General features: G+C 30.4%; 14 protein-coding genes. 2 read left to right on the top strand and 12 right to left on the bottom strand.

What is annotated here, in order from left to right:
- Positions 1-100 precede the first annotated feature (100 nt).
- Positions 101-742, bottom strand: coding sequence for an Hsp20/alpha crystallin family protein (locus AB3K27_RS05855; protein WP_368490303.1), 642 nt, complete (start codon positions 740-742; stop codon positions 101-103).
- 184 nt (positions 743-926) lie between these two features.
- Between AB3K27_RS05855 and AB3K27_RS05850 the strand changes: the two genes are divergently transcribed.
- Together AB3K27_RS05850 and AB3K27_RS05845 are read left to right on the top strand one after the other, a co-directional pair.
- Complete coding sequence (locus tag AB3K27_RS05850; protein ID WP_368490302.1) at positions 927-1,901, top strand: hypothetical protein; 975 nt, start codon at positions 927-929, stop codon at positions 1,899-1,901.
- A gap of 1 nt (position 1,902) precedes the next feature.
- On the top strand, positions 1,903-2,079 hold the full coding sequence (locus AB3K27_RS05845; protein ID WP_368490301.1) for a hypothetical protein: 177 nt from the start codon (positions 1,903-1,905) through the stop codon (positions 2,077-2,079).
- An 87-nt stretch (positions 2,080-2,166) separates the two neighbouring features.
- On the opposite strand, the gene AB3K27_RS05840 is transcribed toward AB3K27_RS05845, so the two are convergent.
- The 11 genes from AB3K27_RS05840 to AB3K27_RS05790 all read right to left on the bottom strand — a co-directional run bounded on the left by AB3K27_RS05840 (position 2,167) and on the right by AB3K27_RS05790 (position 15,015).
- On the bottom strand, positions 2,167-2,925 hold the full coding sequence (locus AB3K27_RS05840; protein ID WP_368490300.1) for a hypothetical protein: 759 nt from the start codon (positions 2,923-2,925) through the stop codon (positions 2,167-2,169).
- Positions 2,926-3,022: 97 nt separating this feature from the next.
- Entirely contained in the window at positions 3,023-3,334 is a 312-nt protein-coding gene (locus AB3K27_RS05835; protein WP_368491185.1) for a DUF4340 domain-containing protein, read from the bottom strand.
- A 43-nt stretch (positions 3,335-3,377) separates the two neighbouring features.
- Positions 3,378-3,992 (bottom strand): DUF4340 domain-containing protein, encoded by a 615-nt coding sequence (locus AB3K27_RS05830; protein ID WP_368490299.1) that lies wholly within the window; start codon positions 3,990-3,992, stop codon positions 3,378-3,380.
- Positions 3,989-6,094 carry a Gldg family protein gene (locus AB3K27_RS05825; protein WP_368490298.1) on the bottom strand — a complete coding sequence of 702 codons (2,106 nt, stop codon included), beginning with the start codon at positions 6,092-6,094 and terminating at the stop codon, positions 3,989-3,991. The genes AB3K27_RS05830 and AB3K27_RS05825 overlap by 4 nt, the downstream gene beginning before the upstream one ends.
- Position 6,095: 1 nt before the next feature.
- The gene (locus AB3K27_RS05820; RefSeq protein ID WP_368490297.1) at positions 6,096-7,043 is read right to left on the bottom strand and encodes an ABC transporter ATP-binding protein; all 948 of its coding nucleotides are present in this window, start codon (positions 7,041-7,043) and stop codon (positions 6,096-6,098) included.
- A gap of 66 nt (positions 7,044-7,109) precedes the next feature.
- On the bottom strand, positions 7,110-8,876 hold the full coding sequence (locus AB3K27_RS05815; RefSeq protein WP_368490296.1) for a sulfite exporter TauE/SafE family protein: 1,767 nt from the start codon (positions 8,874-8,876) through the stop codon (positions 7,110-7,112).
- 91 nt (positions 8,877-8,967) lie between these two features.
- Positions 8,968-10,395, bottom strand: coding sequence for a cell wall-binding repeat-containing protein (locus AB3K27_RS05810; protein WP_368490295.1), 1,428 nt, complete (start codon positions 10,393-10,395; stop codon positions 8,968-8,970).
- A 255-nt stretch (positions 10,396-10,650) separates the two neighbouring features.
- Positions 10,651-12,051, bottom strand: a complete 1,401-nt coding sequence (locus tag AB3K27_RS05805) for an ATP-binding protein (RefSeq protein WP_368490294.1) — start codon at positions 12,049-12,051, stop codon at positions 10,651-10,653.
- Positions 12,052-12,063: 12 nt separating this feature from the next.
- On the bottom strand, positions 12,064-12,777 hold the full coding sequence (locus tag AB3K27_RS05800) for a response regulator (RefSeq protein ID WP_368490293.1): 714 nt from the start codon (positions 12,775-12,777) through the stop codon (positions 12,064-12,066).
- Between the two features lie 83 nt (positions 12,778-12,860).
- Positions 12,861-13,430: a class I SAM-dependent methyltransferase gene (locus tag AB3K27_RS05795; protein ID WP_368490292.1), complete on the bottom strand. Its 570-nt coding sequence runs from the start codon at positions 13,428-13,430 to the stop codon at positions 12,861-12,863.
- Between the two features lie 451 nt (positions 13,431-13,881).
- On the bottom strand, positions 13,882-15,015 hold the full coding sequence (locus AB3K27_RS05790) for an RNA-guided endonuclease InsQ/TnpB family protein (RefSeq protein WP_368490291.1): 1,134 nt from the start codon (positions 15,013-15,015) through the stop codon (positions 13,882-13,884).
- Positions 15,016-15,076 lie beyond the last annotated feature (61 nt).

Genomic DNA, 15,076 nt, shown 5'->3' with positions numbered 1-15,076 from the left:
TATATTTATATAAAAAACTGTTGACAAAATATATTTGTCAACAGTTCAAGGGTACCCTTTTATTTAATATAAAAGTGATTTAATTATAATAATAATGATATTATTTACTTATCATTACACTGCCTGTATCTTTACTTAAAGTATGAGCTGATCTATTAAATTTTTCTGTTTTTGGCAATCTAATTTCAACAACTCCACTTTGCAGCGTAGCTTCCACAGCCTCTGCCCTTACACTTGTTGAAAGCGGAATTGTTCTATTTAATACAAATTGATTAGAACCATTTAATAAAGTACCAGATATCGTTAATGAATCATCAGTAACATTAAGTTTCAAATCATTTATTGCAGAATTCGATACATAAGCAGACACCATAATATCACTGGATGTTTCTGAAATATCTACAGTAGGCTGGATCATAAGACTTCTTCCCATAGGAATTTGAGTATTATAAGTTATACCATTAAAAGTTCCACTTCCCATTTGACCAAATTGAGATGCTGAAATGCAAGGTGTAGTATTAGTCATTTGAGAAGCATTAATATATCCCACCTGTGGACTAACAGTCCAGCTAGTCATAGGTTGAGAATTATTGGAAAAAGCATTCATTGCCACTCCTGAATGTGTACCAATTCCATAGTTAACAGTAGTACCCATGCACGAAACATTGGAAGATATTGGGACAAATCTTAACTGTTGTATATTGGCTCCTTGTTGTTCTAAATTATTAGTATTAATTTGCATAATAATGTACCTCCTAAATTTTTATTTTTTACAGTACTTATTATTGTATATTAAAGGAAAAATTATTCGGAAATCATAAAAAACATTTAAAAATAAAAATTTATTACTTTGAATATATATAAGGGGAATTTCAAACAATAATCTTAACTAAATTCTAATTTTCAATTTTGGGATGTGATTAATAATGAATGAAACCAGATATAAATTAATTGAAGATATATCAGAAGAACGTAATTCCAAAGTAATATGCTATTTCTGTGGGGATAGGCAAAATGTCAACATAAGAGTGGCTCCTGATATTATTCCAGTTTTTCATAAACTACTTGAACATACAGGAAAAACAGATAAAATAGATCTATTCATTTTTACTAAAGGAGGAGACGTACTAACATCTCTCCGTCTGGTTGAACTTATATACGAATATTGCAGTAAATTTTCGGTGTTAATACCTTATAAAGCCTATAGTGCAGGTACCTTAATATGCCTTGGAGCTTCTGAAATAATCATGACTAAAATGGGAGAACTCAGTCCTGTAGACCCTAACATAACCAGCGTTTTTAATCCTGAAGATGGTAATAATATGAAGCTTCCCATTAATGTAGAGGATGTATATTCTTTCTTTTCTATTGCTAAAGATGTTATAGGTCTTAAGACCGATGAAACTTTAATTAAAGTTTTTACCAATTTAACAGAACATATTCATCCTTTGGCTGTAGGAAGTATATTCAGAAGTCATGCGTTAATAAGGACTGTTGCAAAAGAATTGCTGCTTATGCATATGAATTATCAGGATGAATATAAGATAAATGAAATTGTAAATATTTTAACAGAAAAACTTCAATCACACAGCTACATGATAACAAGGCGGGAAGCCAAAAATATAATTAAACTTCCTATAAAAAACTGTTCAGATGAATTAGAGAAAAAAATATGGAATCTTTATGAAACCTATGAAAAAGATTTTTCTTTCAATATCCCATTCTCTCCTGAAGAAGTAGTGGATTCCTTAGGTAATTTTTCTGTATGTTCAGGAATTATTGAAACAGCTGGCATGAGTTATGGATACATCTTTGATGGAGCAATTCACAACATGGGAGAGAATAACATTAACGGATATTCAAATGTAAATATTGTCAATCAAGCCTGGAGGAGAATATAAGATGAATTTAAAGTCTAATAAACAATTAAAGCAATTTAGAAATATATACAATAACTCAGGATGCGTTTCCTCAAATTATAAGATATCCAATAATAACCTGGAAATATCACATATAGAATATGAACAAGATGAAATAAGTGGTGAATTTAATATTAATAAAATGAAGTTCAACAGATAATCAAGTGATTCAGAGCTTCAGGTGGAGTTTGCTCATAAGAAATTCTTTCTCCATCTGAACTTTAGAATTACTTGATTTTCAGGTACTTTAATTCTCGTACAATTGTGACACAGTTATAATCGGATAATATTTCCCATCTGCATTAGCTGGAAAAGCAGCGTTTGTATTTGTTCTTGTGTCTCCATTTAAAGTTCCTGTAACAGTAACAGCAATATGATCTTGTTTATTTGTCTTATTAATTAGTTCCCATGCTAACGCCTGGGTACCAGTCCCTGATATAAAACTTTCTCCCTTTCCAGTTGCAAATTTTCCATCAAAATAATAGAACTTATAAGTTCCATCACTTTGAAGTACTGTTATTCCATATCCGCTGTTTGCACAAGCCTGCATTAACAAACAATCTTTTGTATCATTACCCGGATTTTGCTTTGCTTTGCCAGTGTCTGAATCCACATACTGAACAAAACAATCTTCATCTTGAATAAAGCCTGTTAAAGTAACTGTTGTAGTTTGTGCTGGTGCTGGTGTTTGTACCTGTGCTGGCACAGTATTAGAAGCTTCTGATTTTGATTGTCCAGTTTTTAAATTGCTTTCCGATGACTCATTATTTGAATTATCAATAGTACTATCTTTTATATTTGATGTTTTAGATGAATTGCCTTCATCACTTGCCGTACTTTTGGTACTACTGGTATTTTTAGTATTTGACTTGTCGTTTTTTACTACAGCAGTTTTTTGCTTGTCAGTATTACTGCTAGTTTTTTTATTTTCAACTTTAAAACACCCTATACTTAATGCTATCAAAAATAATATTAAAAATATGTATAAATATTTCTTATTTTTCATTTTCACTCCTCCTGTATATTCAATTCACAGTTCACGATTCACAATTTACTATTTTCAATCCTGGATAGGTGTTTGCTAATTGCGGCATTGGGATAAACTATTTTTGTTCCTCAACAAATTCTTTTAATGGTTCATCAAGAAAAGTAAATCCTTCTTCACTTAAAGAAAAAACATCATTTGATCCCTCAACTCTAGCATAATATTCACTACCCTCTTTTTCATTTCCTATATATAATTTTTTTATACCTTTTGAATTTTCAAACTCTAAACTATAAAGAGGATTTTTTAAACCATACTTATCAAAATTTGCAGGATTATCATCTATAAATTCTAGAGCAAGAACTTTAGATACAGCATCTAGTACCGGTGCTATTTTATTTTTATCTGCCTTTTCTTCAACTGGTGCAATAATTGACCAATTGTCACCGTCAGTATTTTTTTAGCTGAAAAAACTAGTGTACTATTTTTTTCAAAGTTACCCTAGTAATATCTTCTGCTAACATTCTAGGACGGAGTTCCCGACTAAGGGATAATACATTTTTATCCTTTACTGCATTTTGTGTAAGTAAAATGGACTCAACTTTATTTTTATCAATAGTATAAATACTGCTGCTCTCATTCAATTTTGCATAATAACTGTCTTTAGAGGAAGTTAGATTTCCTATTTCTAATGTACTATTTTTACCACCCGGTGTACTAATAGATATTATTGCAGGATTATCTAACCCATACTGGGTAAAATCAGTACTTTTTTCAGCTATTAACTTATTAGCTGTAATATAGAATATACTTAATGGCAGACCATTAGCAACCGCTTGGTCATATTTTATGTCTGCTGGTTCTACTAACACCCATTTGCCCTGTTTTTTTTCAAATAATAATTTTTCCCTTTTATTATTTATTTCAATTTTAGAAATATCATCTAGCTTCAAGTTTAAGATTTTTATTTTATTAGCTGTACTTGTTTCTATGGCACTTTGTGCATTTTTTCTTTCAGTTATAAAATAAGCAGCTGAAAGTAGTACAACTATTATACCCAGTATAATTACATTTTTATAAAACTTCATAGGTTCCTCCTTTTTAACCAGACAGCCAAACCATACCCTAATATACTTACAGGTATCACACCTATAACAAAAAAACCTATTATATTTGCACTAAACTGACTAATAGAAATTTTTCCGCTGTTTAATGATTTTGCACCTATAATCACATCACTACTTTTATCCTGTGTCCAATTTAATGCACTTATGAAAAAATAATTTCCAGTGCTAAAATAGGAAAAATATTTCTGCTTAGTACTTTCATTAAGAAATACGGAACTTCCTAAAACAATTATCTGTGAAGGTTTTAATGTAGCCTTACTTTCAGCAGCCACTGCCAAATTTAATGGTCCTTCATTATCCTTACCCTTAGTTTTATCCATTTGTTCTCCAATGGAAGTATTGCTTGTCTTTATTAGTGAAGCAGCTTTGATTTCTTTTTTTTCATTTTTTAAAATATTTATACTCCTGGCGTTATCCATAAGCATTCCTGAAAGTTCAAGGGGTATTGTTTCATTACTTCCCACATCAAGTATTAAAGAATAAGGATCATCTGGTAAATGTTTTGTTTCATCATTTTCTTTCACCCTATCATAATTTAGTGATAAATTATATTCTTTAATGATTGCATCAAATTGAGTAAAGGCAGGATCAGAACTAATAGAGTTAAATAAAAATACTGCTTTTCCTCCATTATTAAGGAATTTACTCACTTTATCTTTTTCACCTATTGTTAAATCTCTTTCTGGAGATAAAAACACTAAAACACTTGTATCCTTGGGTATTTCCTTTACTGCATTAAGATTTACAGACTTAATAACAAAATTATTTTTTTCCAAACTGCTTTTAAAAGTTTTATAGCTACTCTGTAAGTTATCTTCGCCATTATCTTCAGCAAAATAAACAACATTAGTTATATCAGAAGTTACATACTTAATTGCACCTGTAAAACCCTGTTCTGCCTGGGAAGCTGCAGCGTATTGTGAAAAAGACTGATCTACTTTAATTTGAAAGAGATCCTCATAAGACAGCTTTTTAAGCCTATTACCGCTAATTACAACAAAATCATTTTTTTTTAATTCAAGATTTCCATCAGGATCAAGCTGTTTAATTATTCTTGTATTTTTATCAGGATCCACATATTTTACAGTTATATGATTTTTAGATTTATTTTCGTATTTACTCAGTAACTCATCCACTCTCTTATAATCACTATTAATTTTTCCATCATCAAAAAGTCCATATATTACTACATTTTTATTTAATCTTCCAATAATAGCCTGAGTAGTATCACCTATGGAGTATAGTCTATTTGAGGATAAGTCAAATTTTATAGGGTTTTGCCCTGCCAGAAGATTTACAATTATAGCAATTACTATTACTAATATAACAAGCGTTAAAGAATTAAAACTATATTTTACATTGTTGTGCCACCGCCTTTTTTCTATTATCCTAATAGTTAAGAATATAAATACAGCGGCAAAACTTAAATAGTAAATAACAGTATTTAGTGAAAAAATTCCTTTAGTTATATCATCATATCTTGAAAATATTGAAAACCAGTTCAACACTTTAGATATACTGCCACCAAAAGAATTACTTATAGGCTCTATAAGCATCATAATTAAAAGCCCTATAAAACTTATAGCAGATGCTGTCACCACACTTTCCGTCAGCGAAGAAATGAATATTCCAAAAGCTATCATGGCTATCCCAAGAAGAATAAAGCCTAAATACTGTCCAACAACTGTAGTAATTGATAAATCAGAAAAAATAAATAATATTATGGGATAAATAAATGAAATCCAAACAATTGTAAAAAATACAAATAAAACAGAAAAAAATTTTACTAAAATAATATGTGATAATTTAGTAGGAGAAGTAATTAACAGTATTTCCATACCATTTCTTTTATCCTCAGCTATAGTTTTAGCTGTAAGAATAGGTACTATAAATAATAAAATAATACTCATAGTCCCAAGCAAACTGCTTAAATCCACAGATTGATTATAAACATTTCCAATAAAATAATATATGGAAGTTACTAATATAAACAATCCAATTACAATATAATACATAGGGGAATTAAAATTATATTTAATCTCATTTTTTAAAATTGCCTTCATTTTATTTTACCTCCTTTTCGTCTGTTACAAGTTGAACAAATATATCCTCTAAGGAAGTATCTAATGATTTGGATTCAAGTATAGGTAACCCTGCATTAGCCATGACATAAAAAAGAGTTTTCCTCACATCCTTATCTTTACTTGTTTCAATAATATAACTTATAACATTATCTTCTTTTTCCTTATCTACCTGTATTGATTTTATATCATCAATACCTGAAAGTTTTTCTTCTATAAGTTTTTTATCTCCAACCATTGTAATATGAAACTTTGAATAGTTGATAAATCTTTTTGACAAGTTATCAAGGGTATCTACTGCAACAATCTCTCCTTTATTTATTATAATCACTTTCTGACATACAGCACTTACTTCTGGAAGAATATGTGAACTCAATATAACTGTATGTTCTTTTCCCAAATCTACTATAAGTTTTCTTATTTCTATTATTTGTGCTGGATCAAGCCCCGTTGTGGGTTCGTCCAAAATAAGTATCTCTGGATCTCCTATAAGTGCTTGTGCCAAACCCACTCTATGCTTATATCCATTGGAAAGATTCCCAATTAACCTATCTTTCACCTGTATCAGATTAACTTTTTTTATAATTTCCTCTAAATGCTTCTTTTTTTGCTTCTTTTCAACTAATTTTAAATCACTTATGAAATTTAAAAATTCTATTACAGTCATGTTTGTATAGAGAGGTGTTTGTTCTGGCAGATATCCTATACGTTTTTTTACCTCTATAGGTTCTTCTAAAATGTCAAAACCACATACTTTAGCAGTTCCCCCTGTTGAAGACATATACCCTGTTATTATATTCATTGTAGTAGATTTGCCTGCACCATTTGGTCCCAAAAAACCTACTATCTCTCCTTTTTTAACTTCAAAATTCAAATTGTTTACAGCTTTTATATTTCCATAGTTTTTGGTGAGATTTATTACTTCTATCACCTTATCCCCTCCTTTACGCTATTTTATTTTAAGGTATACATATTTTAATATTGCTATCTACAATAATTATTTTTTAGGAAAAATTATATTTGGTGACGGCAGCTTATTTGTTGATATTCCCTCAATGTAATATGCCTCTATAGATGTAATATGAATACCGCCTAAGTAATGATCTACTTTGGATGAATCCTGTTCAGGTACGTTAGTCTCATCCTTATTTGTAGGTATATTATTTACAGGATATCCAGTTACTTTAATAGTTATATTCGTCCTCCAATTTTCCGGTAAACTTTCTATAAATGATTTTGCTACTATTTTACTTTCACCATCAAAAACTACAAAATCTTTCATTGCCTTATAGGTATCAAAAGACTTGCCTTCAACATATGGAATAATTCCAAGACCACTGGCGTAACAAGATCCCATAATATTGCATGCTTTTGTATGTTTTACAGGATTAATGCCAATACAATCCCTATCAAAAATCCATCCAATCCAAGTTTGAGTTTTTTGCTGTCTTTTAGTACTTTCATTACCTCCTGGTGTTAATTTATCTCTAAGCCATTCAAGTATGGATTGAGGTTTATTATCTGAATTTTCAACGTCACTAACAGTATTTGACATTGAAATATTGTTTTCATTTTTACTTGATGATACCGCTGAATTCTCCTTTTGTGATGTACTTCTTGAAACTTGAGTACTAAAATTAGTCACTTGTTTTGTTGAACTAGTTGAACTATTAGAATTAGCTGCTTGTGTTAATGTTTCATTTGATACTACTTTGATTTTGCTTTTAATCATGCCCATCCAGCAAGTATAAACAAACTCTCCTTCTTTATCTGGCATAAATTCTACTATATTGTTTCCTACAACAAATTTCTTTTCTATATTATAAACAGGTATTTGTATTGCATTATTACAATCAGAATAGACCGACTTATCAACCTTTATAGTCCATCTAACTTTAATTCCTTTTGCAACTTGAATTGGCGGAAAATAATCCTGTCCAATGCTCGTAGTCACTGTCTGTATATTTCCATGGACAACAGAGACTTCATAGTCACCTGTCTTATTGTTAGAATCTACAAATGATGGAAATACAACACCTGTGAGTGCAAGACCTCTCCCAATCATTACAATACCAAGAATAATTACTAAAGCAGCACTGAACTTTAAAATATATCTTGAAAACTTCTTATTGATTATTGCACTAAATGTACCAAATGCAAATATACCTGGAATAGTACCTAATGTAAATATAAAGGCAGAAACTGCTCCATAGATGGCACTTCTGGTGCTGAGAGCATAAAGTTGTATCATCTGCAAAGGTCCACAGGGCATTAAACCCGTTAATAATCCTACAATCAAAGGGCTTGTACTACTGTTTTTTCCCACAATTCTATTTACAACAAATTTGGGCATTGAAATATTTAAATATCTTAGCACAGGAAATATGCCAAGAAGATTTATAGCCATAATAATCATAAACATTCCACCAATAATTGGAATAATACCTTTAAAAGTCCCTGATAGAGTCAAAACCTGTCCAATCCCGCCAACTACACCTCCAATGATAGTATAGGATATTACTCTGCCCATATTATAGATTGCAATAGGGAAAAATGTACTTTTATTAAGTTTTTTATCAACTGCTTTAACTTCATATTTATTTATACATTGTGTAAGAACAATTCCTCCGCACATACCAATGCAGTGGATTGAAGTTAGTATTCCAAATAAAAAAATCAAACTAAAGCTGGCATTATTTCCAAGTTTCGGAAGATACTTTAAATAAAAAAGATTTTTTAAAAAAAGTAGTAGATGATTGTCCATTATTTTCCCCCTCATATTCTATTTTTAAAAAAGGTATTAAGAAAAGATATTCAACCTGTATTTTCTTAATACCCAGATTTTGAATCAGAAACTAATTTTCAGCTAAGGATGTTACTGTAATTACCGGATAAGTATTACCATCTGAGGCAGTTTTTATTTCTCCATTCAACTTACCCTTCACGGTTATAGTTATATTATTTTTCTTTATAGTATTTTGTATTAAATTCCATGCAGATAGCTGTGAACCAGTACCATCAAAGGTTTTTCTATCAGGAAAAGTTGCAAAATCCCCATCAAAATAGTAGAATTTATAACTGCCATCACTTTCAAGGGCTGTTATTCCATATCCACTTGCTACACAGGGCTTCATTGATAAACACGTTTTTGTATCATCACCATAATTTGGAGCATAGCTAATAAAACAATCCTGATCTTGAATATACCCTGTAAAAGTCTGTACGGTAGTTGAAGTCCCCGAATTGGTTTCATTACCAGCTGATGATATGTAACCCTTTATTTTAGTAACAATGTTTTCTGGAATAACACCAGCTCCACCTAAAACTTCAACTCTTGATGAATCAGTTAAATTTGTCTTTATATACTCAATGGCATTGGCAGTAGATTTAGATGTTTCACTACCTAACAACACCAACGGTGCCTCATTTTTACCTGCTAGCACTGAGGCAACTAGAGCATCTGCATAGCCATTGCCACTTGCATTTGCTACATAAAATTTAGATGTTTTTATATCGCCCTTAAAAGCATCTAGAACTTTAAGATTTGTATCAAATCTGTCTGTACCTCCACTTATTCTTTTTACTCCATTAACTGCTTTATAAGTATTATCATTAATGACAAAATCAGTTCCTACCACGGTAATACTTGATTTATGCCCATCTATAAAATCTTTAACAGATTTTATATAATTTAAATCATTAGTACCAAGTAATAATATTTGTTCTTTTACAGCTGCAATTGAAGCAACTGTCAAAGCATCTGAAAATCCTTCTGCGCTGGCCAAAATTGCATTAGATGGATCTACTCCCAGTTCCACAAGTTTTTTTGCTACAGCCACATTGGTTTCATATCTATTAGCACCGCCAAGCTCAATAATATTATAGGAATTTTTTAAAAAATCTCTAACTTCTTTAGAAACAGAGGCATTACCTCCAATAACATATACATTCTTTGGTTTTAATGTATCCAGTGCTGTTTTCGTGTATGAATTTAAAACTTTTGGAGTAGTTAAAAGTATAGGTGCATCCAATTTTTTAGCCAGTACAGAAGCACTTATTGCATCTGCATAACCTTCACCTGACACCAATACTACATTATCTGAGGTTGTCCAATTCGTCACAGCAACTTGAGATGCTGTCTGGTACCTGTCAGAGCCACTTGTTCTCGTTACTTCTCCAGCTCCAGATGCTGCTCTAGCAGTGGATAAACTTATATTAGTACTTAGAGTTGCTATTGCCAATGCAAATGCAAGTACTATGGATAATACTCTTCTCTTATTCACAACTTTACCTCCTTAAAATCATCAACTAAAACTAACTAAAAAAGGCTAACAACTCCCTTTAATTAAAAGGAACTGTTAGCCTCTAGCTTTCTAGTTAGCTCAAGTAATATACTAGCATTATTATTTTCTTACTATATTAATACAATTTAATACGTTTGTCAATATAAAATTTATATTTTATAAAAATACTATGGAGATTTCATGGAGAAATTGTTAATATTTTTTTAACTGCATACAAACATATTTGCTAGCTGCCTATTTATTAGAAGATTCCTTAGGTAATAAAACTATAAATTCTGTGCCCTTATCAAGATTATTCTGTACTGTTATTCTCCCTTTATGTAAATCTACAATAGTTTTAGCTATTGTTAATCCTATTCCAGAACCGCCTGTTAATTTATTTCTGGATTTATCTGCACGATAAAATCTTTCAAAAACAAAGGGTAAATCCTCTGGAGAAATTCCAATTCCAGTATCTTTTACACTTATTTTTACCATGTCTTCTCTTCTTCCAACTCTTATTTCTACCAACCCATGCTTTGGAGTATACTTTAATGCATTGGATATCAAATTTATTATAACCTGACTTATTTTATCTCTTTCGGCAACTATATTTTCACTTTTTCCATAAAAATGCAGTTCTACACCTTTATTTTTAAAATTAGTCTCGAAATTATATATTATACCTTGTATCTGTTCATAGATATCATATTCAGTTTTATTTAATCTATGGTTTTCACTTTCATACTTTGCCAATTTTTCTAGATCTCCAACCAATCTAGTTATCCGCATTATTTCTTCATGACAGCTCATTAATCTTTCCCTATCTGGCTTCCATATGCCATCTATCATTGCTTCTATATAACTCTGAATGGTTGCAAGGGGAGTTCTCAGTTCATGTGCAACATCAGCTGACATCCTTTTTCTCAATAATTCCTGCCTTTCTAGAGTTTCAGCTAAATTATTAATTGTGGAAATCAATAATTTAATTTCTTTTGTCTTAGATTTTTCCTTAACTCTATTTTTAAAATAACCTTTAGAAATATTTTCTGCGGTTCTAATGACTCTTGTAATAGGATTGCTCAGCCATTTAGCCATAAATCCCCCTAATATTAGTGCAAAAAATAGAGAAAATACACCCGTACCTATAAGGAGCTTATTTAGTGCATGAATAAAAGCAAAATCATTATCATTATAGTAAAATGGACCATAATAACCTACTACTACATTTCCTATTTTATTTTTATTATGATAAATTGAATATTCCTTAACCCGGTATTTTCCATCCCAATTATTATAATGTCTGCTCATTTTGTTAACCATGTTATCTAGCATCTGCTTACACAGCCCATTATTATGGACAGCTGCATCCCATACTACCCTGCCATAATTATCTATTACTTTTATAATCATTCCCTGTTCAATAACATTAACTCCTATATTCTCGATGGCAGTATAATTCCACACTCCATTATCACCATATTGCTTGCCTATCAAGTCAGCTATTTCTTCATTTTTACGTTCCTGGTTACGAATAGTGTATTCTCTGAATTGTTTTTCAAGAAACACATTTGTGAGAATGCTTATAGTCAATATACATACAAGAGAAATAAGTATATAGGATAGGGTCAATCTACTTCTTAAACTATCTCTCATATAAAATGCCCCCTAAACACTTCCAAATTTATAACCTATGCCCCTCATAGTTAAAATATATTCTGGTTCTTTAGGATTATCTTCTATTTTGTATCTTAAATTTTTTATATGAGAATCAATAGTCCTATCATAACCTTTAAAATTCTGTCCCAATGCAACAATGATTAACTCTTCCCTGGTAAAAATTTTCCCAGGATATCTGACCATAGTTATTAATATATTGTATTCAATAGGTGTAAGGTTAACTATATTACCTGCTTTTTTAACTTCATAATTTAAATCATTAATTATTAAATCATTATCATTAAGTGAAAATAAAGAATTCTTTTCTCCAAGTTCATCCTCAGTTCTTCTAAGCAAAGCTTTCACCCGAGCTACAAGTTGCCTTGGACTAAAGGGTTTTGTCATGTAATCATCTGCCCCTATATCAAGTCCATTAAGTATATCTTCTTCATCTGTTTTTCCCGTAAGCATTATAATAGGAACTTTTGATCTTTTTCTTAACATTTCACAAATATCTTCTCCACAAATATCAGGAAGCACCAAATCTAAAATTATAAGATCAGGATTTATCTTATTAAATAGATTCATGGCATCTACACCATTATATGCCACATATACAAAATATCCACTATTTTCAAGATAGGATTTTATAACCTCTGTAATCTTTACTTCATCATCTACTATAAATATTTTTTTATCATATTTATTCACAATAATGTTCATTCCTTTCAGTTGCACCATAACCATTAAAAACTTAAAATAGCAAGGATTTCTTTACGAGCATCTCCTTGCTGCTGAAAATCCCTCTACCTTTTCTCAATTATAATAAGCATAGGTGGGCTATTAATTTGATTGATAAAATTCATTTTAACCACATTATATTTCTTTTGGTCTAATGTTTTTACATACCTTTCCAAAGACATTTTTTCAAATTTCCCCTGCTCATGGCCATAATATACTACCAAAATTACCACCCCATTTTCATCAATTAAATTCAACGCCTTTTTAAGTGCTGCAAGTGTAGTATCTGCCTTAGTTGTAATGGAATGTTCTCCTTTGGGTAAATATCCAAGGTTAAAAATAACAAGCTTCACTTTTTCACTTATATAATTGTCCATATTTTCATGTCCGTCATTTATAAGCTTTACATATTTAAAAAGATTTTTGTAAGCTATCTTTTTTTGTGTATTTTTAACAGCATCTTGTTGTATATCAAAAGCATATACCTTTCCTGATTGTCCCACAATTTCCGCTAAAAATACAGTATCATTTCCATTTCCCATAGTAGCATCTACTGCAATGTCTCCTTCTTTCAGTTTCTTTATACATATATCTTTAGCAATGGCAACTGCATTGGTAAAATAATTTTTATTCATAGCTTTGTTAACTCCATGTTATATAGTTGTGTACTTAAAGTACATTAGAATTATATCATATTTTCTATTAAACAAATCACCATATAAACGGCTAATTTATTATACTTTGAAGTTAATTAGTTTATTTTACAAAAATAAAAAGGCTGAATCTTAATTAAGATACAACCTCTAGTTTTCTAGTCAGCATATTTAATATAACTATAACTTATATTTATTTATATGTTTCCAATATATTACCATATATATCTTCAATGAGTCTTAAACCAGTTGCCAAAATTCTATAAAAATCTATACGAATGTATAAATATATATATAAATTTGTTTAATTCTCTATTCATAGTGTCCGATTTTGTAATCCTAAAAGGATATACTACTTTCGTTTGATATAACACTCCCAGAGCTTAAATTCGGATACAACTCATCCTACACATTAGTAGTATCTTTCATGTGATTATTCTACTAATTTATAATTACCAAGATTTATTGAAGCATTTTTGTCTCTATCAATAACTAATCCACATTCAGGACAGACATAAACCCTATCTTTCAGTTTTAAATCTGACTTTATGCTTCCACAACAAGAACATGTTTTACTTGATGGGTAGAATTTATCAACTTGAACAAATTGAATTCCATTAAACCCGCATTTATATTTAATCTGCCTCATAAATTCATATAGGCATTGTTCTTGTATGGCTTCCGATAGATGTTTATTCTTCATCATACCTGTTATATTTAAGTCTTCCATAACTACCCTATATGGTCTTAACTTAATTATTTTATTGGTAGCTTGATGAATATGGTTTAATCTAATATTGCCAAGCTCTCTATGTATGAGTCCTATCTTCTTTTCCAATTTAACAATATTATTAGTCTTGATAAATTGGAGTCCTTGTTTATTTGCTTCATACTTCCTTGATACTTGTTTCTGTAATCTTTTAAGTTTTTTCTTTGATTTCTTAACTTTACCTGATTTATTAATGTTTTTTATAGGATTGTCCAGACAATTTACTATAGCTAAATCATGAACTCCTAAATCTATTCCTACACTTAAATCTTTATTCAACCCGGCTTGGTTTTCGCCCTGTTCAAATCCTAAAGATAAATACCAGTATCGGCCATCAAAATGACATCTTGGGTTAGTGTACTTAGGTAAATCGGGAATATCATAATTAGTTTTGTATTGAATTTTACCTATTTTCTCCATTTTAACCTTGCCATCTTTAAATTTAACGGCATCGTGTCTAACATAAAATGATTTTCTCGACTTTTTCTTAGATTTAAATTTAGGATGCTTAGCTATTCCATCAAAGAAATTATCATAAGCTATTTGTAAATCGTCAAACGCTTGGTTAATAGTTTTGCTGCTCACTTCGTTCAACCATGTAAATTCTTCTGTCTTCTTCAACTTATTAAATTCATCTCTTAATTTTCTACATGGTATAAACTTACCACTATTTTTATGGTTTTCTTCTTGCCTTGCTAAACCCCAATTGTAAGCAAATCTGGCTATACCTATTGATTTCCACATTAATATTTCTTGTTCTTTTGTTGGTTTTAATCTTATCTTAATTGCTCTTATCATATCTTTCACCTCACTTTCTAATATTATTATACCCAATGTCCAATTACTTACAAAGGCTATT

The organism is Clostridium sp. BJN0013 (assembly GCF_040939125.1).
Taxonomy (GTDB): domain Bacteria; phylum Bacillota; class Clostridia; order Clostridiales; family Clostridiaceae; genus Clostridium_B.
This window is presented reverse-complemented; position numbering and strand designations above follow the sequence as displayed.

What these genes read in the sequence shown, in the direction of transcription:
- AB3K27_RS05840 (WP_368490300.1), bottom strand. Translation starts at nt 2,925, where the DNA reads ATGAAAAATAAGAAATATTTATACATATTTTTAATATTATTTTTGATA.
- AB3K27_RS05790 (WP_368490291.1), bottom strand. Translation starts at nt 15,015, where the DNA reads ATGATAAGAGCAATTAAGATAAGATTAAAACCAACAAAAGAACAAGAA.
- AB3K27_RS05800 (WP_368490293.1), bottom strand. Translation starts at nt 12,777, where the DNA reads ATGAACATTATTGTGAATAAATATGATAAAAAAATATTTATAGTAGAT.
- AB3K27_RS05850 (WP_368490302.1), top strand. Translation starts at nt 927, where the DNA reads ATGAATGAAACCAGATATAAATTAATTGAAGATATATCAGAAGAACGT.
- AB3K27_RS05830 (WP_368490299.1), bottom strand. Translation starts at nt 3,992, where the DNA reads ATGAAGTTTTATAAAAATGTAATTATACTGGGTATAATAGTTGTACTA.
- AB3K27_RS05825 (WP_368490298.1), bottom strand. Translation starts at nt 6,094, where the DNA reads ATGAAGGCAATTTTAAAAAATGAGATTAAATATAATTTTAATTCCCCT.
- AB3K27_RS05815 (WP_368490296.1), bottom strand. Translation starts at nt 8,876, where the DNA reads ATGGACAATCATCTACTACTTTTTTTAAAAAATCTTTTTTATTTAAAG.
- AB3K27_RS05795 (WP_368490292.1), bottom strand. Translation starts at nt 13,430, where the DNA reads ATGAATAAAAATTATTTTACCAATGCAGTTGCCATTGCTAAAGATATA.
- AB3K27_RS05855 (WP_368490303.1), bottom strand. Translation starts at nt 742, where the DNA reads ATGCAAATTAATACTAATAATTTAGAACAACAAGGAGCCAATATACAA.
- AB3K27_RS05845 (WP_368490301.1), top strand. Translation starts at nt 1,903, where the DNA reads ATGAATTTAAAGTCTAATAAACAATTAAAGCAATTTAGAAATATATAC.
- AB3K27_RS05805 (WP_368490294.1), bottom strand. Translation starts at nt 12,051, where the DNA reads ATGAGAGATAGTTTAAGAAGTAGATTGACCCTATCCTATATACTTATT.